42 protein-coding genes and 1 tRNA gene are annotated in these 17,384 nt (G+C 35.8%); 7 read left to right on the forward strand and 36 right to left on the reverse strand.

Annotated features, from left to right (window positions below; translation table 11 throughout):
* Positions 1-24: 24 nt before the first annotated feature.
* The 29 genes from A5816_RS08050 to A5816_RS08165 form a co-directional block, all read right to left on the reverse strand.
* A complete protein-coding gene (locus A5816_RS08050) occupies positions 25-309 on the reverse strand; it encodes a hypothetical protein (RefSeq protein ID WP_086311089.1) in 285 nt (94 codons plus the stop codon).
* Positions 306-533 (reverse strand): hypothetical protein, encoded by a 228-nt coding sequence (locus A5816_RS08055; RefSeq protein WP_086311090.1) that lies wholly within the window; start codon positions 531-533, stop codon positions 306-308. Before A5816_RS08055 ends, A5816_RS08050 begins: the two co-directional genes overlap by 4 nt.
* Positions 534-539: 6 nt before the next feature.
* Entirely contained in the window at positions 540-752 is a 213-nt protein-coding gene (locus tag A5816_RS08060; protein WP_024636510.1) for a hypothetical protein, read from the reverse strand.
* A 3-nt stretch (positions 753-755) separates the two neighbouring features.
* Complete coding sequence (locus A5816_RS16250; RefSeq protein WP_179189699.1) at positions 756-920, reverse strand: hypothetical protein; 165 nt, start codon at positions 918-920, stop codon at positions 756-758.
* A 619-nt stretch (positions 921-1,539) separates the two neighbouring features.
* A complete protein-coding gene (locus A5816_RS08065; protein WP_086311091.1) occupies positions 1,540-1,938 on the reverse strand; it encodes a hypothetical protein in 399 nt (132 codons plus the stop codon).
* Positions 1,939-1,950: 12 nt separating this feature from the next.
* On the reverse strand, positions 1,951-2,364 hold the full coding sequence (locus A5816_RS08070) for an ArpU family phage packaging/lysis transcriptional regulator (protein WP_086311092.1): 414 nt from the start codon (positions 2,362-2,364) through the stop codon (positions 1,951-1,953).
* A gap of 167 nt (positions 2,365-2,531) precedes the next feature.
* On the reverse strand, positions 2,532-2,705 hold the full coding sequence (locus tag A5816_RS16255; RefSeq protein ID WP_179189700.1) for a hypothetical protein: 174 nt from the start codon (positions 2,703-2,705) through the stop codon (positions 2,532-2,534).
* Entirely contained in the window at positions 2,702-2,905 is a 204-nt protein-coding gene (locus A5816_RS08075) for a toxin PIN (protein ID WP_086311093.1), read from the reverse strand. The genes A5816_RS16255 and A5816_RS08075 overlap by 4 nt, the downstream gene beginning before the upstream one ends.
* Positions 2,906-2,911: 6 nt before the next feature.
* Entirely contained in the window at positions 2,912-3,142 is a 231-nt protein-coding gene (locus tag A5816_RS08080; RefSeq protein WP_086311094.1) for a hypothetical protein, read from the reverse strand.
* Positions 3,139-3,327 carry a hypothetical protein gene (locus A5816_RS08085; protein ID WP_086311095.1) on the reverse strand — a complete coding sequence of 63 codons (189 nt, stop codon included), beginning with the start codon at positions 3,325-3,327 and terminating at the stop codon, positions 3,139-3,141. The genes A5816_RS08080 and A5816_RS08085 overlap by 4 nt, the downstream gene beginning before the upstream one ends.
* On the reverse strand, positions 3,324-3,518 hold the full coding sequence (locus A5816_RS08090) for a hypothetical protein (RefSeq protein WP_086311096.1): 195 nt from the start codon (positions 3,516-3,518) through the stop codon (positions 3,324-3,326). Before A5816_RS08090 ends, A5816_RS08085 begins: the two co-directional genes overlap by 4 nt.
* Positions 3,515-3,748 (reverse strand): hypothetical protein, encoded by a 234-nt coding sequence (locus A5816_RS08095; protein WP_086311097.1) that lies wholly within the window; start codon positions 3,746-3,748, stop codon positions 3,515-3,517. The genes A5816_RS08090 and A5816_RS08095 overlap by 4 nt, the downstream gene beginning before the upstream one ends.
* A complete protein-coding gene (locus A5816_RS08100; RefSeq protein WP_143354101.1) occupies positions 3,735-4,160 on the reverse strand; it encodes a hypothetical protein in 426 nt (141 codons plus the stop codon). Before A5816_RS08100 ends, A5816_RS08095 begins: the two co-directional genes overlap by 14 nt.
* Positions 4,157-4,330, reverse strand: coding sequence for a hypothetical protein (locus A5816_RS16260; protein ID WP_179189701.1), 174 nt, complete (start codon positions 4,328-4,330; stop codon positions 4,157-4,159). The genes A5816_RS08100 and A5816_RS16260 overlap by 4 nt, the downstream gene beginning before the upstream one ends.
* A complete protein-coding gene (locus A5816_RS08105; protein ID WP_086311098.1) occupies positions 4,327-4,863 on the reverse strand; it encodes a DUF1642 domain-containing protein in 537 nt (178 codons plus the stop codon). Before A5816_RS08105 ends, A5816_RS16260 begins: the two co-directional genes overlap by 4 nt.
* On the reverse strand, positions 4,860-5,237 hold the full coding sequence (locus tag A5816_RS08110; protein WP_086311099.1) for a YopX family protein: 378 nt from the start codon (positions 5,235-5,237) through the stop codon (positions 4,860-4,862). The genes A5816_RS08105 and A5816_RS08110 overlap by 4 nt, the downstream gene beginning before the upstream one ends.
* A complete protein-coding gene (locus A5816_RS08115; RefSeq protein ID WP_086311100.1) occupies positions 5,234-5,566 on the reverse strand; it encodes a DUF5406 family protein in 333 nt (110 codons plus the stop codon). Before A5816_RS08115 ends, A5816_RS08110 begins: the two co-directional genes overlap by 4 nt.
* Complete coding sequence (locus tag A5816_RS16265) at positions 5,563-5,736, reverse strand: hypothetical protein (RefSeq protein ID WP_179189702.1); 174 nt, start codon at positions 5,734-5,736, stop codon at positions 5,563-5,565. The genes A5816_RS08115 and A5816_RS16265 overlap by 4 nt, the downstream gene beginning before the upstream one ends.
* Complete coding sequence (locus A5816_RS08120; protein WP_086311101.1) at positions 5,733-6,050, reverse strand: DUF1140 family protein; 318 nt, start codon at positions 6,048-6,050, stop codon at positions 5,733-5,735. The genes A5816_RS16265 and A5816_RS08120 overlap by 4 nt, the downstream gene beginning before the upstream one ends.
* The gene (locus A5816_RS08125) at positions 6,050-6,340 is read right to left on the reverse strand and encodes a hypothetical protein (protein ID WP_002311437.1); all 291 of its coding nucleotides are present in this window, start codon (positions 6,338-6,340) and stop codon (positions 6,050-6,052) included. Before A5816_RS08125 ends, A5816_RS08120 begins: the two co-directional genes overlap by 1 nt.
* Positions 6,334-6,642 (reverse strand): hypothetical protein, encoded by a 309-nt coding sequence (locus A5816_RS08130; protein WP_086311102.1) that lies wholly within the window; start codon positions 6,640-6,642, stop codon positions 6,334-6,336. The genes A5816_RS08125 and A5816_RS08130 overlap by 7 nt, the downstream gene beginning before the upstream one ends.
* Entirely contained in the window at positions 6,635-6,799 is a 165-nt protein-coding gene (locus tag A5816_RS16270; protein WP_179189703.1) for a hypothetical protein, read from the reverse strand. The genes A5816_RS08130 and A5816_RS16270 overlap by 8 nt, the downstream gene beginning before the upstream one ends.
* A gap of 4 nt (positions 6,800-6,803) precedes the next feature.
* Positions 6,804-7,073: a hypothetical protein gene (locus tag A5816_RS08135; protein ID WP_002372698.1), complete on the reverse strand. Its 270-nt coding sequence runs from the start codon at positions 7,071-7,073 to the stop codon at positions 6,804-6,806.
* A gap of 11 nt (positions 7,074-7,084) precedes the next feature.
* Positions 7,085-7,834 (reverse strand): helix-turn-helix domain-containing protein, encoded by a 750-nt coding sequence (locus A5816_RS08140; RefSeq protein WP_086311103.1) that lies wholly within the window; start codon positions 7,832-7,834, stop codon positions 7,085-7,087.
* 2 nt (positions 7,835-7,836) lie between these two features.
* Positions 7,837-8,064: a hypothetical protein gene (locus A5816_RS08145; RefSeq protein WP_086311104.1), complete on the reverse strand. Its 228-nt coding sequence runs from the start codon at positions 8,062-8,064 to the stop codon at positions 7,837-7,839.
* Entirely contained in the window at positions 8,057-8,350 is a 294-nt protein-coding gene (locus A5816_RS08150; protein ID WP_086311105.1) for a hypothetical protein, read from the reverse strand. Before A5816_RS08150 ends, A5816_RS08145 begins: the two co-directional genes overlap by 8 nt.
* 1 nt (position 8,351) lies before the next feature.
* Complete coding sequence (locus tag A5816_RS08155; protein ID WP_086311106.1) at positions 8,352-9,038, reverse strand: putative HNHc nuclease; 687 nt, start codon at positions 9,036-9,038, stop codon at positions 8,352-8,354.
* Positions 9,039-9,043: 5 nt separating this feature from the next.
* Positions 9,044-9,715 (reverse strand): DUF1071 domain-containing protein, encoded by a 672-nt coding sequence (locus A5816_RS08160; RefSeq protein WP_010726205.1) that lies wholly within the window; start codon positions 9,713-9,715, stop codon positions 9,044-9,046.
* On the reverse strand, positions 9,708-10,049 hold the full coding sequence (locus A5816_RS08165) for a hypothetical protein (RefSeq protein ID WP_081115350.1): 342 nt from the start codon (positions 10,047-10,049) through the stop codon (positions 9,708-9,710). Before A5816_RS08165 ends, A5816_RS08160 begins: the two co-directional genes overlap by 8 nt.
* A gap of 165 nt (positions 10,050-10,214) precedes the next feature.
* On the opposite strand from A5816_RS08165, the gene A5816_RS08170 reads away from it, so the two are divergent.
* Positions 10,215-10,541, forward strand: a complete 327-nt coding sequence (locus A5816_RS08170; protein WP_086311107.1) for a hypothetical protein — start codon at positions 10,215-10,217, stop codon at positions 10,539-10,541.
* Here the strand turns inward: A5816_RS08170 and A5816_RS16275 are convergent.
* Positions 10,538-10,714 (reverse strand): hypothetical protein, encoded by a 177-nt coding sequence (locus tag A5816_RS16275; protein ID WP_179189704.1) that lies wholly within the window; start codon positions 10,712-10,714, stop codon positions 10,538-10,540. The two genes, A5816_RS08170 and A5816_RS16275, sit on opposite strands and share 4 nt — an antisense overlap.
* Before the next feature lie 114 nt (positions 10,715-10,828).
* Complete coding sequence (locus A5816_RS08175) at positions 10,829-11,527, reverse strand: phage regulatory protein (RefSeq protein ID WP_002335866.1); 699 nt, start codon at positions 11,525-11,527, stop codon at positions 10,829-10,831.
* 42 nt (positions 11,528-11,569) lie between these two features.
* Between A5816_RS08175 and A5816_RS08180 the strand changes: the two genes are divergently transcribed.
* Positions 11,570-12,037 carry a hypothetical protein gene (locus tag A5816_RS08180; RefSeq protein WP_229205984.1) on the forward strand — a complete coding sequence of 156 codons (468 nt, stop codon included), beginning with the start codon at positions 11,570-11,572 and terminating at the stop codon, positions 12,035-12,037.
* Between the two features lie 101 nt (positions 12,038-12,138).
* On the opposite strand, the gene A5816_RS16280 is transcribed toward A5816_RS08180, so the two are convergent.
* Genes A5816_RS16280 through A5816_RS08190 form a run of 3 tightly spaced genes read right to left on the reverse strand, consistent with a single transcriptional unit; the run spans position 12,139 to position 12,832 of the window.
* Positions 12,139-12,309: a hypothetical protein gene (locus A5816_RS16280; RefSeq protein ID WP_002315386.1), complete on the reverse strand. Its 171-nt coding sequence runs from the start codon at positions 12,307-12,309 to the stop codon at positions 12,139-12,141.
* Between the two features lie 4 nt (positions 12,310-12,313).
* Entirely contained in the window at positions 12,314-12,634 is a 321-nt protein-coding gene (locus A5816_RS08185) for a DUF771 domain-containing protein (protein ID WP_086311108.1), read from the reverse strand.
* A gap of 12 nt (positions 12,635-12,646) precedes the next feature.
* Complete coding sequence (locus tag A5816_RS08190) at positions 12,647-12,832, reverse strand: helix-turn-helix transcriptional regulator (protein ID WP_002317758.1); 186 nt, start codon at positions 12,830-12,832, stop codon at positions 12,647-12,649.
* A 303-nt stretch (positions 12,833-13,135) separates the two neighbouring features.
* Between A5816_RS08190 and A5816_RS08195 the strand changes: the two genes are divergently transcribed.
* The 4 genes from A5816_RS08195 to A5816_RS08210 all read left to right on the forward strand — a co-directional run bounded on the left by A5816_RS08195 (position 13,136) and on the right by A5816_RS08210 (position 15,590).
* Positions 13,136-13,510: a helix-turn-helix domain-containing protein gene (locus A5816_RS08195; protein ID WP_002315392.1), complete on the forward strand. Its 375-nt coding sequence runs from the start codon at positions 13,136-13,138 to the stop codon at positions 13,508-13,510.
* Positions 13,511-13,514: 4 nt separating this feature from the next.
* The gene (locus A5816_RS08200; RefSeq protein ID WP_070676686.1) at positions 13,515-13,943 is read left to right on the forward strand and encodes an ImmA/IrrE family metallo-endopeptidase; all 429 of its coding nucleotides are present in this window, start codon (positions 13,515-13,517) and stop codon (positions 13,941-13,943) included.
* A 90-nt stretch (positions 13,944-14,033) separates the two neighbouring features.
* A complete protein-coding gene (locus A5816_RS08205) occupies positions 14,034-14,342 on the forward strand; it encodes a hypothetical protein (RefSeq protein ID WP_002337454.1) in 309 nt (102 codons plus the stop codon).
* Positions 14,343-14,450: 108 nt separating this feature from the next.
* Entirely contained in the window at positions 14,451-15,590 is a 1,140-nt protein-coding gene (locus A5816_RS08210) for a tyrosine-type recombinase/integrase (protein WP_086311109.1), read from the forward strand.
* Positions 15,591-15,658: 68 nt separating this feature from the next.
* On the opposite strand, the gene A5816_RS08215 is transcribed toward A5816_RS08210, so the two are convergent.
* Positions 15,659-15,732 (reverse strand) — tRNA-Arg (locus tag A5816_RS08215).
* A gap of 153 nt (positions 15,733-15,885) precedes the next feature.
* Here A5816_RS08215 and A5816_RS16285 point away from each other — a divergent pair.
* On the forward strand, positions 15,886-16,050 hold the full coding sequence (locus A5816_RS16285; protein ID WP_002286676.1) for a hypothetical protein: 165 nt from the start codon (positions 15,886-15,888) through the stop codon (positions 16,048-16,050).
* Between the two features lie 71 nt (positions 16,051-16,121).
* On the opposite strand, the gene eis is transcribed toward A5816_RS16285, so the two are convergent.
* The gene (eis, locus tag A5816_RS08220) at positions 16,122-17,303 is read right to left on the reverse strand and encodes an enhanced intracellular survival protein Eis (protein WP_086311110.1); all 1,182 of its coding nucleotides are present in this window, start codon (positions 17,301-17,303) and stop codon (positions 16,122-16,124) included.
* Positions 17,304-17,384 lie beyond the last annotated feature (81 nt).

Raw genomic sequence — 17,384 nt, forward strand, 5'->3', positions numbered from 1 at the left:
ACATCCAATAATTACTTGTTAATGCTATTGCATCTTTTCGACATAAACATTCACTAAGGCTTCTTGCACTTTGAATATCCCTTCAACGCCTAATTCTTTTACATCTAGATCTAGTCTATCTTTCAAGAACTTAGCATTGTGCTCTGCTCTAATTGTTTGCTCAGCGATGAAATAATTTAGTGCCGCTACTTCATCCATCTTTAACCCCACCAAACTAATGATGTTCATGAATAAGGTAGCTAGTTCATCCATATCTTTCTCTGCTCTTATCTTCTCAATCAACTTGATGTAATCATAGTTATCATTCATTTGATGTACCTCTCAATGTTTTGTTGAATATATTCGTCTTTCCAATATCCATGGCCACAGTAACGAAGATTGTACTTATCAACCTCTTTCGGTGTAGCTTCTCTCCTCATTTCAATGATGGAGTACTTCTTTTTGATTTGGACTGACTGAACCACTCTAACTGGATCATCTGCGTTTGGTTGTGGATACCTATTCGTTAGTGATACATACCAGTAGTTTCTCATTATGTATCACTCTTTCTGTTGGTTATTGGCAGAAAAGGTTCGCATCATAAATTCCATAGCCTGTCCTTCATTAAACCCTTGTAGAATAAGCTGATCGTAGAAATACTTAGCTTGTTTTGCGATTAACGCTAAGCTTTTTTGAGTTTCGTAGAATGTCGCCTCCATGGTTTGGTTTGCTTCATTCGTTTTAAATAACTCTCTTAATTGTTTTTCATTCATTTTTTACTCTCCTTCCAAAAACAAGTCATTGTAAATAGCCTTTGCTGTCTCTAATCCGACCCGCAGTCTTCGTTGAATAACTCCAACAGTTAGCTCCATACCAACTTCTTCATAGTCCTTCTTTAGTTGCTTCATTTCCTCGAAATCTTTAGTAGTATATTGTTTCATATAGTTATTCTCCTTTTAAATAAAATAAAAAGACCACTCAATGAGTGATCTAATATGTAATAGCAACCTACACAAGCCCGACGTCTGCTTCTCCTCCCTACCACAGCCTCGGTTGCTAAAAGTCACTGGCAAGGAATCGAACCTTGCATGAATAATCTTACCGTTTAATCCCTCTTTAGAATTACATAGTTCATGTCCAAATATTGTTTAAGGTGTCGCCCAACTGGTTCGCAAGATTATCTTACGTTGGGACTGTACTGCGATCATCCTAAACCGCAATATTTAGATGTTTACAGGTTCTTGCTACTTCGACCTATATAAACACTAAACCTAAAGTCGATTATTCTACGTGGTAGCGTCTACCCTTTCCGCCACAGTGACATAATAACAATAGACAGCAACGGATGATAGATAATAAGAACAATTTAGAAGGAGTTGAAATTCACATCCTTATTCTTAATATTTCCGCTACTGTCTATCGAAGCTTAATTAAACGATGAGGGAGATTTCCTCCCTTACATTTTATTTTGTCGATCCTGTTTCCTAATCTTTCGACACTATCATAATATCACTGATAAATGGCTAAAAACCGCCATCATTCCGCCAAAAAACCGCCAAATTATTCGATTAAAGTTATTTGAGGATATTCTAGCTTGGTTGAACAATAGCTAACCGTCACTTCACGTGAGTACTCAAATGTACCTCCACATATATCGCATTGTTCCTTGCCTGTTTCATCTGATTCCCATGAATCACATTGCAAATCTCCGCAATACGGACACATAATTTCATCCGAATACTGATAATCATATTCTGGAATTTCCTTTAATTCAAAAGATTCAACAATAAGAATGTCATTTTCAGGATCATGCATACAACTCATATAGTTTCTGCCTCTGTAGGAAAAAGGCTGGTTAAACTCTATTACTTTATCTGTTTGAAATAGAGGTTCTACATTTTTAATATTTTCAAGTACTGTTTGTCTATAATCATAATCTTTTTTAGTATAAACTTTCATCAATTCCACCTCTTATTTATAAGCAATTATTTTCCCATGTTTATACGCTTCTGCAAACTCTATTAGAGCTTCCGACTTCATCCGTTGTATGCTTCTTTCTGAATAACCCATTTCACGGCTAATTCTGTAGTTTGAGAAGCTGTCTGGCACACAGAAGCTGTAGTAGAGTATCTGACGACTAATCAGACTAAGAGCCATCAAAGCCGCTAAAATCGCGTCTCTCTCCGCTTCTATATCCATCATCTGAATAATCGCGTCTTCTGCCTTATTACCGTGCTTCGGTGCCTTCGGCATATCCGTAATGATCGGCGACTTAATATCTATCAAAGAGCGACCTGCCATCCGCTCCAAACGCCGAAAGTTTTTCAGCACATCTCTCGCATTACATCTTGTCTGTTTGAAATCTACCTCTCGTAACAATTGCATCAAGTCAAACCGCTCCTTTATGTGATATAATAAACTTGTCGAATTTATTAGAACAGTCGGAGCGATCCGGCTTTTTTATTTGCCTTCTTTACGACCTTCTTCTTTCCCGATAAAGTAACCTAGCATTAATGTCATGATCCAAAAGATAACTCCTACAATAATTTTTACTAACATTTCGTTTCCTCCTCTATTAAATCTAAATCTTCAGTCATCTCCAATAATTTAGAAGTTAATTCTTTCATTTCAGGACGCATATTTTCATAGCCATACAACATAATCCAAGCATTCACGCAATCTAATAAGTCAAGAATGTTTTCTTTATTTAAAATTAATTCCTTCATCTCATTTCCTCCCATTTCCGATTATCATTTAATATCGAAATTCCAAACTTACGAATAGCCTCACTTGCACCAGCAACACATTGACTTGCCACTTTATATGCTTCTTCTACTGAAACTCCGTATTCTTTTTCAAACTTTGCCTTCAATACATTCAATTCTTGTTTCTTGAGTTTCGCTACTCTACGATGTCTATCGTTCATAATCAATCAACTCCCTAATCTGAAAGTATCGCCTATACTTGACCGAAATTCTTTTAAGCGGTTCTCTATCACTGAATCAGTCACGTTAAAACGGTCAATTAATACTGGAGCTACCATATCTCTCGAATAACTCTGTCTGATGACTAATTCAGTATCATCAGAAAGTTTTTTATTAACTTTTCGACCATTAATAATTGACTGGATGTCTGCTTCGCTTAGTGGTATTTCATATTTCATTCCTCTTCCTCCGCATCCGTCGCAATGACGATTTCACTTTCAATCCCTACCCCATCTCCATCAGGGTTCAATTTAAATTCCTTAGGAGTCATTAAACACTTTTTACCATTTGAAATTACCCAAAAATACAACATAGCTTCTGCTGGCATACTTTCTAATATTTCCAACGCTTCGTTTACTTTCATTCTTCTTCCTCCAGCACGATAACTAGTTCATCAGTATCTTCGCAACGTATTTCAAAAATATTTCTATGTGAAAAACGTCCAAAAACCTCTTCACGAGAATAATTAACACACTCACCTTGATTAGCTGTACGAACCCAAAAAGCCGTTCCAACACCAACTACATCTAGCAACTCTTTCACTGTTATAATCATTCCGCTTCCTCCAATTCCAAACCAACATACTCAGCTTTTTCAAACCACTTATCAAAATCTGGATGAACTCCTGTAATTTGATTAGAGTTCTTTTTCACTGCTGTTTTCGTTTGATAAAGCAACATTCCCCTAGGATCTATTGCAAACAAAAATCTATGAGTATTTCCTTTTCTATACCATCCTCGCTTATACTTCTGCTGTAATCCTTTTAAAAATTCAATTGATTCCATTAGGATTCTCCTCCTGTTCTAAAGCCCATTGAGCGAATGCTGCTAGGACTTCTGTCGCTTGTTTTCTAGTCAATCTTGCAAGTGCATTTTTAGCTTTCAATAACCCCCTCGCTCCATCTTTTTCTAACCGATTAGATGAAATAGTTAGCAAATTATAGAGAGAATGAATTGCTTTTATTAATGATCCATTTGAGCCTGCGTTGATTTTCAGTTGCTCCAACACGATTTTCTGGTTGTCGTTGAGTTTAATCTGTCCCTCTAACCCTCTCAAATCTTCTAATTCAGCTTCGAGATGACAAATACGAGTCGTTTTCGCTTGTTCAATAATTGGAAATCCTAGACCTAAGCTATCTTCTAAATTTTGCAGTTCCTTTTCTTTCTCAGATATGAGTTGTTTCACGGCTTTCCTCATTCCGCTTCCTCCTCGTCGATCTCTATCTCGACATCTCTGCCTTCTAAAATCTGTTTGGTATCAATACCTTTTGTGGTCAACGCCAAACCGCCATCTTTTCGTTCAGCAACAATGCTAATTGCAATTGCCTTTGTTCCGTCTGGTATATGGAGCATTAGATGTCTGCTCATCCTTCTACCACCTCTTCCACTGTTCCGCCAATTGTAGAAGCAGTACGCTCGGCATCTGATTTCGAATCGAATATCTTGATCTCTTTATTGCCATCAGGGATAATCAACGCACCTCTTCCTTGATATTCAACGAAATAGCCTTCGCCTAGTTTAACTCTGTACATAGGTTCTTTCTCGAACTCGTAGCCGTCTTTCATGCGGATAAATGTTTCGATTGGTTTATTTTCGGGACACTGAATCCAATCAATAATTCCCGGTTCAGCTTCAGCATTATAAGAATCTACACACAATTCCCAAATGGCAAATTCTAAATTATCCTTATTATCCTCAAACCACTCCGCCACAAACTTTGGCACAATTGGCTTCTGCGGTTCGTCTAACTGCTTTAAGTCCTTTATAATTTCAGTACGTGCTACGCCATACCCTGCAATGTACATGTCATTTTTAGATGGATTAATTGAAAAGTCACTTATTTCATATGAAGGCGCTCCTGTTTTACTTTCCCATTTATCAATCAATTCCTGTTTATTCATCGCTGTTCCTCCAATAACTCGCTATTCTCGTATATATTTCCGACAACAACCATGCCAGAACAACGATTGTCAGTTAGTTCAAATGTTGAATGTTTCGCTTTAACTTTAAATGCACCATCTTCAATAACGATAATGCCAAGATAGCCACCAGAAATATTTTTCACGATATCACTCTCAAATATTTCAATATTATTTTTATCAACACGTTCTCTTGATTGCATGAGTTCGATATCATCAAAATTTCTAATATAATCAGCGTTAAACCAAGCGATGGATTGTTGCTCAATCACAAGCTTTTTTTCTTTGAAAGATATCGATTCTATCTCTTGTATAGTTCCTGTTTGTTTATCCCACACTCGAAACTTCGGTATCATTTGCTGTCCTCCTCGATAAAATCAATAATCTCAATGCCGACGATATAGCTGGCAAGGTAACTCCATTCATCTTCAACTTCTAATACATCATCTTTGTCATTTTTAAGCGTCATCTTGAACCATTCATCACCTTCATCTATCACCCTGAATCCAATTGGATTATCAGTCAATGTTTGATCGTATAAATCATCCTCGTCTAATGATAAAACATCTAGTCCTTTACAATTTCCGCCTCTCTTAAACGTAACAAAGCCTTTGTAATCCCAATGTTGGAAAGAAACCTTAATAGTATGTGTGCCCCATCGTATATTCGGATCATAATTTTTCATTTGCTGTCCTCCTTCTGTAACTCACCGTAAATTGAACATCTACGGCGAATTGCTTTTACTCTGCGTTCATTTTCGATTGTGGGCCGAATTTTATAAGCTCTTTTTGCCATTTTCAATTGATTTCTAGCACCTCTTAATGCATCTGAATAGATTTCTTTTGGCATCATCATTCGCTGTCCTCCATGTATTCGTCTAATATCTCTTTATATTTCTCTACAAACTTGAAACGATCTTGATGAAGTTTCTGACTCCAACCTGTTTGCTGATCCAGCTCACGTATCTGATCGAACCCTTTTTGAATTTCGTTGTAATAGAATTCAATGTTTGCTGCTGCTTTCCAATGTCTGCTACTTCGCACTCCTGCTCCTGTTTCAGCCATTTCCAACTTAACTAATTCCGCTCGTTCTTTTGATTTTTTGTCTTTCTGAATCTTCATCATGATTTTCTTGAGGATGATATCACTGTATTGTGTAATGAGATCCATTATTTCTCCTCCTCAATCTCACATGCCTGTTCAAACTGTCTAGTGATGTTTTCTAACGCTTTTTTGTACTCGATAATACTTTTTATCGTTCTTTCTTCACTTAACACGTAATCGCGTTGTATCGCCTTCAAACACGATGAGACAGTTTGGAAGTATCCGATATCTGCTCGTGATTCTTCTTTTGCTTCTGTGTAGCGGATGTTTCCCTCTTCGTCTCGTCTTACCTTCGATAAGACAATATTTCTAGAATCACTGGTAATTCGATAATCTTCGATTTTCATGTCTAGCATATTTCTTCCTCCACGTATCTAAACGTTCTCTTCTTAACGTCTGTGTATCCACACCTAGCTCTTTTCCTCACGATTTTCTCGTGCAAGCCTGTTAAACTTGCTAACTGTTCAGCTGTTCCTGTCACTAGAAGTTTGTCACCGTGCCAAATTGCAATTTGACGAGGCTTTTTCCCGCCTCTAGTTTTGTCAGCCCACATCGCTCTTCCGAGCCTCTTTACTTCCGAAGCAGTTTCTTTGTCTTCTTGCCAATTCTCAGAATGTGTCAGTTCGATGATTCGTTTCATTGCTGCTTTCTTATCCATCCTGACATTCTCCTTTCAATAATTTGAGTACTTGATCAAGTGCGCTCTCACGTCCGCCATGAAACGTGTTGAGCCACTTGTCTTCGTACGACACACTTTGTCTTAAAGCTTCTTGATGCATTAATTCGATCTGTGCTGTAAATGTCTTTAGGTCCATCTGATTACACCTGCTCGAGTTCATTAAGATGTTTTTGCAAGCCTTTAACACAATCAACAAATAGTAATTTGGTATATGCTAAATTTCTTAATTGTGTTGTATCGATATAGAGTGCGAAATAGTATCTGAGTTTACTCCAACTCGAACGATCATTCTTAATCCCTTCAATTCCAGCTTCTTCAAGCTGTTCATACACGTCTCTCAGGATGTCTATTTCCTCGCCCTTTTTATAGTTCGATATTTCATTAATTAGTTCTAGATAATCGATTTTCAATTTTCCACCTCTTAAAATGGTGCTTTTGATTGTCTATTAGCTCGTTCTAGCGCTTTTTTCTTGAGATAGGCTTCTTGGTCGATTGCCCATTCAGGAAGCTTCTCTCGTCTTCCTGTGCGCTTGTATCCACTGCTTGCGTTCTTAGGTTCACTTTTTTCTTTCCTTGCCCAACTTCGAATAGTTGCCAAATAGTTTTTATAAGTCTTACCAGATGATTCACAATACTCTGACAGTCGTTCGATTCGCTCTTGGTAGTCATTAGGGAATTCTGTTTTGAGTTTCTCCATCTGCTCATCTGACAAAAGCACATTTTTATACTCTCCGTATTTATGACGGATGGGCTTAGCCTTCGATTTTTTCGAAGGCGGTAACTCTCTTATATATTCTTTTGTATTATTAAATGTATTATTAATAGATGTATTATTATCTTGATAGATTTCTTGGTGACCCCCCACCAAATTTTCTTGGTGACCCCCACCAAGAATTCTTATATACCTAGCCTCGATTTCTTTACTACCCTCTTTGTACTTAACTTCTCTATAGATATAGCCCTTTTCTTCAAGTGACTTTAGCCAATTCTGAATGGTTGGTTTGCTTACTTTATATTGATTGGCAAAGTACTCATTGCTAGCCCAGCAATAACCTTTCTCATTACATAGAGCTGTGATTTCCCCATAAAGAAGTTTTGCACTAGGTATCAAAGAATCGTCATATCTAACATTTGCAGGTATGATGGCGTAATAACTTCGATGTTCTGTCAAAATTATCCCTCCTCATCCGCGACAGTAATCGTGTACTGGTAACAAGTCTCTGTAATTCCATTAACTAATCTATTGGTCTTAATTTTTTCGACACTAATATCGCTTTGTTCAGCTTGTGTACCGATGAAAGCAAATGTCATGATTTCTAAGAACAATTTGTCTCTTGGACTCATTTTGTTATACTTAGTGCGCCATGCTCGTTCAAATGCTGCTGTTTTTAAACTAATCATCATTATTTCCCTCGATTAAATCAAAATTATCAAACAAACTTTCTTTCTGGTTTAACCACTTTTCAGCTATATATTCTTCATCATCGTCACCATCTGATAAGCTATTTAATTCAAATTCAAAATCATCTATCTCTTGTTGAATATCCCAATAGCTTGACTCTAAATCTTCTAACTCGCCTTGCAGAGAATCTATTTCGCTCTCTAGGGCGTTGATTTCTTCGTGCAATCGTCTTTCGGTTTTGTTTAATTCTTCCAAATGAGATTCAATATCGTAACGTCTGCTCACTTTAGCCACCTATATTAAGTTTTTTGATTGTCTCTCGGTTTAACTTAATCCCTTTGATTTGATATTTATTTTTAAAATTGATCACACCTATTTTGTGCTTCTCCGTGTGATGGATTCTGCAGAGTGCTGCAAATGTGTACTCTGAATGATCAACTTCTTTGCGCTTTCGTCTTCCTAAAGCTTTGTCAAAGTGATCGATATCAGCTCCTGTTTTGCCACAGATGCAACAAACTCTTTTTGTAATGCATTTGTAGAAGTAATATTCTTGATTCGCTGGTAAAATCTCATAGCCTTCTTTGAAAGGAATATGATGTTCAAAGATGAAATCTAGGATAATATTTGCTAAGACATTAGCATCACTCACAGTTGTATTCGATTCATCTTTCAGGCTTATTTTGCGCCCTGTGACGCCTTCAAAACGGAAGTAGAAGAATTCCTTCCAGAAGTCCGTTGGCATGCCTGTATCGATGAAAATATCGCCTATGAGTGCATAGATGAAGTTTCGTTGCTGTACTGTGAAACGTCTAGGATCAATAAAACGAATTTCAATGACTCGATCGCCATCATATCCGTCGTACATCGTCTTCAAACGTTCGATGTTCACTTCTTCATTGATGGTTGCCCCTATGTCTTTTCCTTTGAACTTTTTCAGAACCGCTGAATATGAATCGATTAATGGTTTAAACACTCATATCACTTCTTATCTAATTCTTTTCTCTTAGCTGCTATTGCTCGCTCCATCAAGGCACATTGCTCATAGCTTAACTGTTCAATAGTTTCAACGTTATCAGCTAAGAGCCCTAATTTATCTGTCTGCTCATTAACATATTCGATTAAGGTTTTGGTCATATCTTTACCCATCTGCTCATTGAAAGCTTCTAGAATCGTCTCTAGCATGTTTAATTTCTTTGTATCGATTCTAGGTGGTGTTGGAATATCTTCCCCTTGAAATACATATAATCCCAGTCCGTGTAGAGCCAATGCTTTCACAAAGCATCGCTTCAATGAGTTATTGATTTGCATAGCATTTGGTTTAACAACTGGTTGGTTTCGATAATCTAAAACAGGAAATAACTCGGTTTCCGTGTGTCCTTTTACCGTTACTGAGACAGATACATAAGTCCCTGTTTCGTCCATAAGAAAAGGTTTGTATTCCTCAACAAGAAAGTCTTGATGAGTTCCAGAAACAACTCTGTAGTGTTTATACTCATTAATAGTTACCGTTGCCTGTGGATCATTCTTTTTCATAATCTCCCATGCGTGAGCCCAAGATAAATAATCAAAATTTCCTTTTTTCTTGAGTATTTTATTTAACTTGCGACTAAAAAGTTTTTCAAAGTTCGTTGCCCCTTTGATTTCACTCATCAAATTCTGCCTCCATTTCAGCAATGTATTTCTTACCTGGTCCGTAATAAGAGATATCAATCAAGTTATCTCTGTCGTACTCTTCTAGTGCATCAATCAAGCCATCTTCGATGACATAGATGTATTCAGGTTTTCTGGACCGCTTCGATAGATGAATAAGATAGACATGATCCCAAATACTCACAAAATTCCCCAAATCATCTTGATCACATGCTAGTTCTTCGTTCGTCAAAAGATTTCGTCTTATTTTTCGATTATTTGTTTCCTTGATATTCGATTTGCCCCAACTAGGATCAGTCAAATATTGATCTAGAGTGGAAAGTTCATTTTCCATATGTTAAAATCTCCTTAGTTATGATTTGTTTTTGGACACGATTTTGCTTGCTGGCGATCGTGTCTTTTTTTAATATGGTCAATTCTCGCATTAATATATTTCCCCTTTTTTGATATACTTTAGAAGTAAACAAACTGATAATTTTAGAGAAAGAGGGAAAGTTACATGTATGATGATGTATTTCATATCGAAACTTTTAGTACCCATGACAAAGATAAGAAAGTAATAAATGAGTTATTAAAAGATGGCTGGCGAATCCTGTCTATCGTTCAAAATAGTGAACACGATAACTATTCATACGGACAAGTTATTCTTGGTGCTTCTGAGTCAGCCTTTCAAAAAAACAACTTAGCTATTATGAAACAGAAAAAACTAGAGCAAGAAGCAGAACGAAAAAGACGTAAGCAAACTAGATGGGAAGACATGTCACCAGTCAATAATAATTCTGAAAATACTCTCATTTATATAGAAGATGACTCTTTGCCGTTTTAATTTTTGTACTCGTCTTCATATAATTCCCAATTATCAAATTTTTCTTCTACAGTGACAGGTCTGTACGACGAAATATTGGATTGGTTTTGCTCTGAGTTACTTGCGATAACTTGGAGCAATTCATTTGTTTTCTTTTGTTCAAATAAAATTTGTTCTAACAGTTTTTTGTTCATTTTTTTAGCCTCCATGCTTTTTGCTTTTCGATGTGTTGCTGACTTAGAATGATTGGTTTATTGTGTCTCCACCAGCGATTAGCAATTATCGTCCCTATTCTTAGCGCTTCAGCTCTATTCATTTTCATCACCGAAAAGTCTTTGTTGTCTGTTCAGTTGATCGATTTCCATGCGGATCGCAGTTTCTGGTAACCACATTTCAATAAATGAAACAGCATCATCGAATCTCTTACGAGGTAACTCGCCATATCTTGGGATTGAAAAGGTACGTTTAAATTCAGACCAAAATTTTGAGAATACTTTTTTGCTGATTTCTTCATAAGCTCGGCTTTCTTTTCCCCCTAGAACTTCCATAACTTTCATATTTCCTTTTTGCTTAATTTCAAACTCTTGTTGTCCGCTAATTCGCATAGTATCTTTAAGCATGGAGACATCTTTTTTAACATCTTTCATTTCTTCTAGTTGGTAGATCATCATATCTTCAATTGTTTGAGGAACAGTATTCTTCCGAATAACATCTTCCATTTCATTGAATGCTTCAATGTACTTCTGTTTGAAGTAAATAGCTTTCTTTCCTGTAAATCCCATAGCCAACAAGAAAAATCCATCTCTGCTAATGAAGAAAACTCGCCGATTTCTACCGTATGAATCTGGTTCATTACCTTCCACAAACATCTGCTCAAAATTGAGCACATCTTCTTTTAACTTTTCAATATCTCTCAAAACATTTTTGTGTTCTTTTTCAAAACTATCTGCAACTTGCAAACTCGTAGTCACAGCTTCTTTATTTTTCAAAATTACTAATTCTTGCATTATTTCTTCTCTCCTTTTTGATATAATTTGAGTAAAAAGGTGGTGAATTATTTGATAAAAATTTTGAGCGATTACCAAGTCGCTATTACTTTAATCATTTCTATTTCAGGATTTTTTTTATCCCTCTATAACTTATTTAAAGATAAAAGAAAAATTACGCTCTCCTATTTTTTAGTTAAGCATGATAAAAGTAATCGAATGATTCTTACTGGCGTAATTGCAAACCCATCAAAAATGCCAAACTCAATTATCGAATGTACGTATCTTTACAACGGTAATAAAATTGATTGTTCACATTATCACGATAATGGTTTTGATATGGGAAGCTTTCATAAAAGTAGCCTTTTATCTCCTATACCGTTGGCACAAGAAATCTCTCCTGGCTGCTCAGTCGCTTTTTCAGAAGTTTTAAAGATGAAAGATATATTACCTGGCGAAAAACTTGTAATGGTCATAAGAACAGCTAATTATCAAAAAAAATTCAAGTTAAAGCTAAAAGACTCATTTTAATTGAAAAATTTTTCTTTAATAATCAAATACAAATTAATTATTATTGATCCAATCCCACAAAACATAATTAACAGAAATACAATATCGTCCTTACTCATTAGTCAGTCCCTCCCGACTGGCTTTTTTGTTTTGTACTCAGCTTCATCAAGCCCCATAAAAATCCAGACCATGTAAACGATTGTCCCTATCAACGCTTGTCTGCTTCCCCAAAGACCTAAAGCGTAGATGATTAGCGGTGCGCTGAATACTAATGCTCTGTTAAATTTACCCATCCGCTTACCTCCTTAAGATTTCCGAAAAATTTGTTTCTAAAAATTCAAGTGTTTTACTTCTTAAAAATAGATATGTGTCTCTTCCTTCAACTGGATAATAGACAAATCCATTTTTATTTTTTTCGATATCGATAATATTTCTATATCTTGGGTTCTTTAAAACTCTAGAAGTAAACCAATCATATTTTCTGTTAATCCGTTCTAGTACTTCTGGCAACGTCATCCATCTACCAGTATCATCAGCTTTTTTTAACTTCTCATAATCCACTTGGGATATAATTACATAGCCTTCTGGAATTGGGATTTTTGCTTCTAGATATTGCATTAGCTGTTCCTCCTATTGAATACCTAATATTTTTTTTACAGTTTCTATGTGCTCTTGAGCTTTTTTACCATCACGATTGCCGTTTAGAATATCTGATAAATAAGCTCCTGAAATACCAACAAGCGCAGCTAGTTCTTTGAAAGTCATTCTTCTTTTTCTCATCTCCGCTCGAATTTTTAAGTCTAAATTCTCAGACATAAAAATAGCTCCTTTCTAAACAAATAATTTGTAAGCTAAAAAATTAGCTAAATCGTTGACACCTATTAGCTTTTAAGCTATTATGAATACATAGTTAAATAAGACTTATAAAAAGCCTCTAAAATAACATTTCTAAGTTTGGCGACCGAGAGAATGTTTTAAATTAGTAGAGATTTTTGTTGCTCTTATTTAGCTAACAATTTAGCTTACGAATTAAATATACTAGCTTAAAAGCTAATTGTCAACTAAAAATATAACTTTTAAGCTATTTATTTTCTTTTCAGCTTTGAAAGGTTGATAATAATGAGTTTAGTTACTAAGATTAAAGAATTAGCAGACGAAAAGCATGTGACTATAGCAGAAGTAGAAAGGCAGGTGGGCATCTCTAATGGACAAATAAGAAGATGGGATAAAGCCTCGCCAAAATCTGAGAACTTAAAGAAAGTTGCTGATTATTTTGGTGTCACAACTGATTATTTATTGGGTAATAATAATGTTCCCAAATGGGCTACAAAAGAGGAAGTGGTTGAACTTGATAAACTACTAGACTCAAATGTTAATATGTCTTATGGTGGGGAAACATTGACACCCGAACAAATACAGCGCGTAAAAGATATCCTTATAGCGACTTTCTGGGATATTGTGAAAGAAGACAAAGAAAAAGGCAAAAAGATGTGAGCTTATGGAGATGGATACGATTAATTTAGTCGAGGAGTTGAAGCGGAAATACCAGTCCGCTAATCCTTTTTATATTTGTGAAAAGATGGGCATTAAAATTCAATACGTTCCTTTTATCGAGAATCCCAAAGGACAGTTTCAAGAAATTAGAGGTCGTGCAATAATCTTCTTAAATGATGAACTGAGAGACTCTGAGGAAAGATTCTACATTTGTGCTCACGAATTAGGTCACGCTATTTTTCATCGTGGCTTATCCAGTTACTATGTATCAACAAGAACGTCTAGAAGCAAATCTGAAAGCGAAGCTAATTGCTTTGCTGCTAATCTCATTGTTTCTCTATACAAAGAAGACAATGATCAATATCCTAAACGAATTGAGGAATTAAAGAATCTTTACGGACTTCCAGAAAGCGCTTATCGCTTTCTTATATAATGTAAAAAAGCCCGTGCTGCAACACGGGACTAAAAACCTTATTTCTAAGATTCTCCAGTAAAATCATACCATAGAAATGAGGAGTTAAAAATGGATTTGGAGAAAGAGCGGATAAAAATAAATTGTAATTTTTGTAAGAAAGACTTTATTTTAACTTTCAACACAACCCAATGCCCTAATTGTGGAGGAAAATTTTCTCCTGAAGAAGTACATCAAGTTTTTTACAACTATGAATCAAGATTAGCAAATTCTAAACTATACAGAGCCGGAGAAAAGATGCAGAAATCTGGTGAACGTATAGAAAAAACTGGAAGTTTCATCTCACAAATTGGTTGTTTTATATTTATGTTGCCATTGGGTTTATTTTGCATTTGGTTCATAATGAATATGTTTAAATAAAAAACACGCCCCTCCCTCGCCAAAGTTTGTGGACGTGTTAAAAACAAACCTACACAATAGGCTTCTTTACAGTGCCTATTGTATCAGAGAAAGAGAGTAGATTCAATTATGGCAAGATTAGTCAAACGTGGAAATAGTTGGCAATACGAAATTTCATACAAAAAAGATGACGGAAAATACACGAAGATAAGAAAATCAGGATTTAAGACAAAAGGCGAAGCAAAAGATGCCGCCAACGAATTAGAATATAACTTGAACAAAGGCCTTAAAGGAGATCGCAAAAATCTATTATTATCAGATTACTTTGAGGATTGGATGCAACTTTATAAAGAAGGAACAGTTTCTCCTATCACTTATAGAAAATACGAAGATACGTTAATGAACATAAAGAAATATATGCCAGCAGTGTTGATTTCTGATTTAGATAGAGTTGGATATCAACGCTTTTTAAATAAGTATGCTAAAGACCATGTAAAATCTACCGTTATTAAGTTTAATAACCATATTAGAGCGTCGTTGAAAGATGCCGTAGAAGAAGGATTAATTCCGTTTGATCCAACTAGAAAAGCAGTAATCAAAGGAAAAGATTCATTGAAGCCAAAAGAAGATAAATATTTAGATTATGATCAATTTAAATCTTTAATGAAACTCGTAGAAGAAAACCTTTCTGCACAGTACTCTTCTCCTATGCTCGTGTTAGTTGCTGGTGCTACTGGAATGCGATTTGCTGAACTTCTAGGATTAACATGGAAAGATATCGATTTCGAAGATCAAATCATCACTATTAATAAAACATGGAATTATAAATTAAATGAATGGGGAAAAACAAAAAACGAGACTTCAAATCGGAAAATTTCAATTGATAAACATACGATTGATCTCTTAAAAAAGTTTAAAATCAATCAAAAAGAATTATTCGAGAATTTTGAAATTAAAAACCCTCATAATTTTGTTTTTTTCAACTTAAAAAATGGATTAGTTTCATCAAACGCCGTCAGCAAATATTTGCGCAAAAAATTAAAAGAATTAGGGATTGAAAAGCAATTTACTTTGCATGGACTAAGGCATACACATGCATCTATTTTACTTTATCAAGGAGTAAATATACTTAGCGTATCGAAACGTTTAGGGCATAGCAGTTTAGAAACTACAATGTCTACTTATCTTCATATTGTTCGAGAGCTTGAAGATCAGGATAAAGAAAAAATCAATGCTGTGTTCGATAGTTTATATAAAAATGATAACTAGTTTGGCACATTTTTGGCACAAACACAAAACAAACCCCTGTACCACAAAGGATACAGGGGTTATTTGTACGTTCCTGACTGGAATTGAACCAGCGACCTATCGCTTAGGAGGCGATTGCTCTATCCTACTGAGCTACAGGAACAATTTCAATAAATCAATTGTAGCTTGTTTGTTTTTTACTTGCAAGCTTATCTGCTAAAAAAATCAACTTGTAAGTTAGGCAAAACGTTTCCACTAGCTCTTAACAGATGATAAACTAGGAGTAGAATGAAATAATACAGGGAGGTTCTTTCCAATGAATGATAAGCCAAAAGAAAAAGTATATGCCGAACGCTTAGATTCATCTAAAAAAAATCGGGAAAAGATTACGAAAGAAGCAATCCAAGACCACAAAAAAGAAAACCCTAAAACAAAAGAAAACAAAAAATTCAAATTTACGAAAAAAGAGGATTTACTTTAACATTTTCCTTCAAATGCCAAACGAAAAAACAAAAGGGTGGTGACAAAAATATTGTCATCACCCATTTTTTATCAAAAATAGTCATTAAGGATTGGCTGTTGCTGTGGCAAGATCGAGCTTAACGTTTCTTCATATTCTTTTGCTACCTGTATCCTCTCTTGGAATACCAGCTCTTCAACTTTACGATATCCTAATAATAGCTGTGTGATATGTTGGATACTTCCGCGAACGATCGGTAATGCTGTTTGTTCTACTTTTGAGAGATGGTTTTTTCCATTTTCGATCGTTACTTCCACGATTCCTTCATTCCATTTTGCATACTGATCTTCTTCTATCTGAAGGGCAAAGGCAGCTTGTTTCTTTCTAAATGGATATTTTTCCAAAAACAAAGAAATATCTACGATCCTCGCCATCATATAAGGTGTGATCGTTACAGAAGCAAATGGATTTGCTAATAGATAATTTTGATCATTGCCACCGTAGCCACATGAATATTCAAATGTTTCAAAAGCACCGTTATGGGAACTTACAAAGCGGACAAGGCTGCAAAAGGCATCATGATTCAAAAATCCCCATTCCACAATAATAAAGGAAGACGCTGCAAGCTGGTAAACGACATAGCCCGTTGCTTCCCCAGTATCATCAAAATACAAAGCAAACTGGTAATTACCTTTTTGCTTGAATTTATACGTATACCACCAGTCTTCGCGCTTCAGACCAGCTCGTTGGTTTTCAGGCATCTGTTCATAAATTCGTTTGATTGCAGCTTTTGCATCTTCGAAATTCATACGCTTCATTTTGCCAGATTTTTTTTTGGTAAACGGCACGTCACGACTGTTTAGTTGATACCTGATTTTATCAAACGATTGTTCATAGCCATAGCGCCGATAGAAGGGATAGGAGAATGGCGCCAGATAAGATAAGCTTACTTTACGATCACGGCAATCTTCAAGAATCTTTTCCATGATCTGATTGATTCCACCTTGTCCCCTTGCTTCAGGATAAGAAGCAACATAGCCAATACCGGCCATTAAATACTCTTGTCCGTAAAAATTCACTGGAAAAGGAGTCGCCATGACTTGACTTGTTAGCCGATCTTCCTCATCAAAAAATCCGTAATTCCAAGAATTCTCCGCAAGTGTACGAAAACGTTCTCTCCTTTCAGGTGTATCTGCCCCATTAAATGCATATGTGGCTAAAGCAAACATTTCCTCAATCGAAGATCCCCCTAGCTCTCTTACTTGTTTTGTCATTTTGCTGCCCCTTCCTACAAAAAAGCTAGTGAGGAATCTCAGGAAAGACTTCGCTTCCTCTGAAAAATCTCTTCTAGCTTA

Source organism: Enterococcus sp. 3G1_DIV0629 (assembly GCF_002141285.1).
In the GTDB taxonomy this organism is placed as follows: Bacteria; Bacillota; Bacilli; order Lactobacillales; family Enterococcaceae; genus Enterococcus_B; species Enterococcus_B lactis.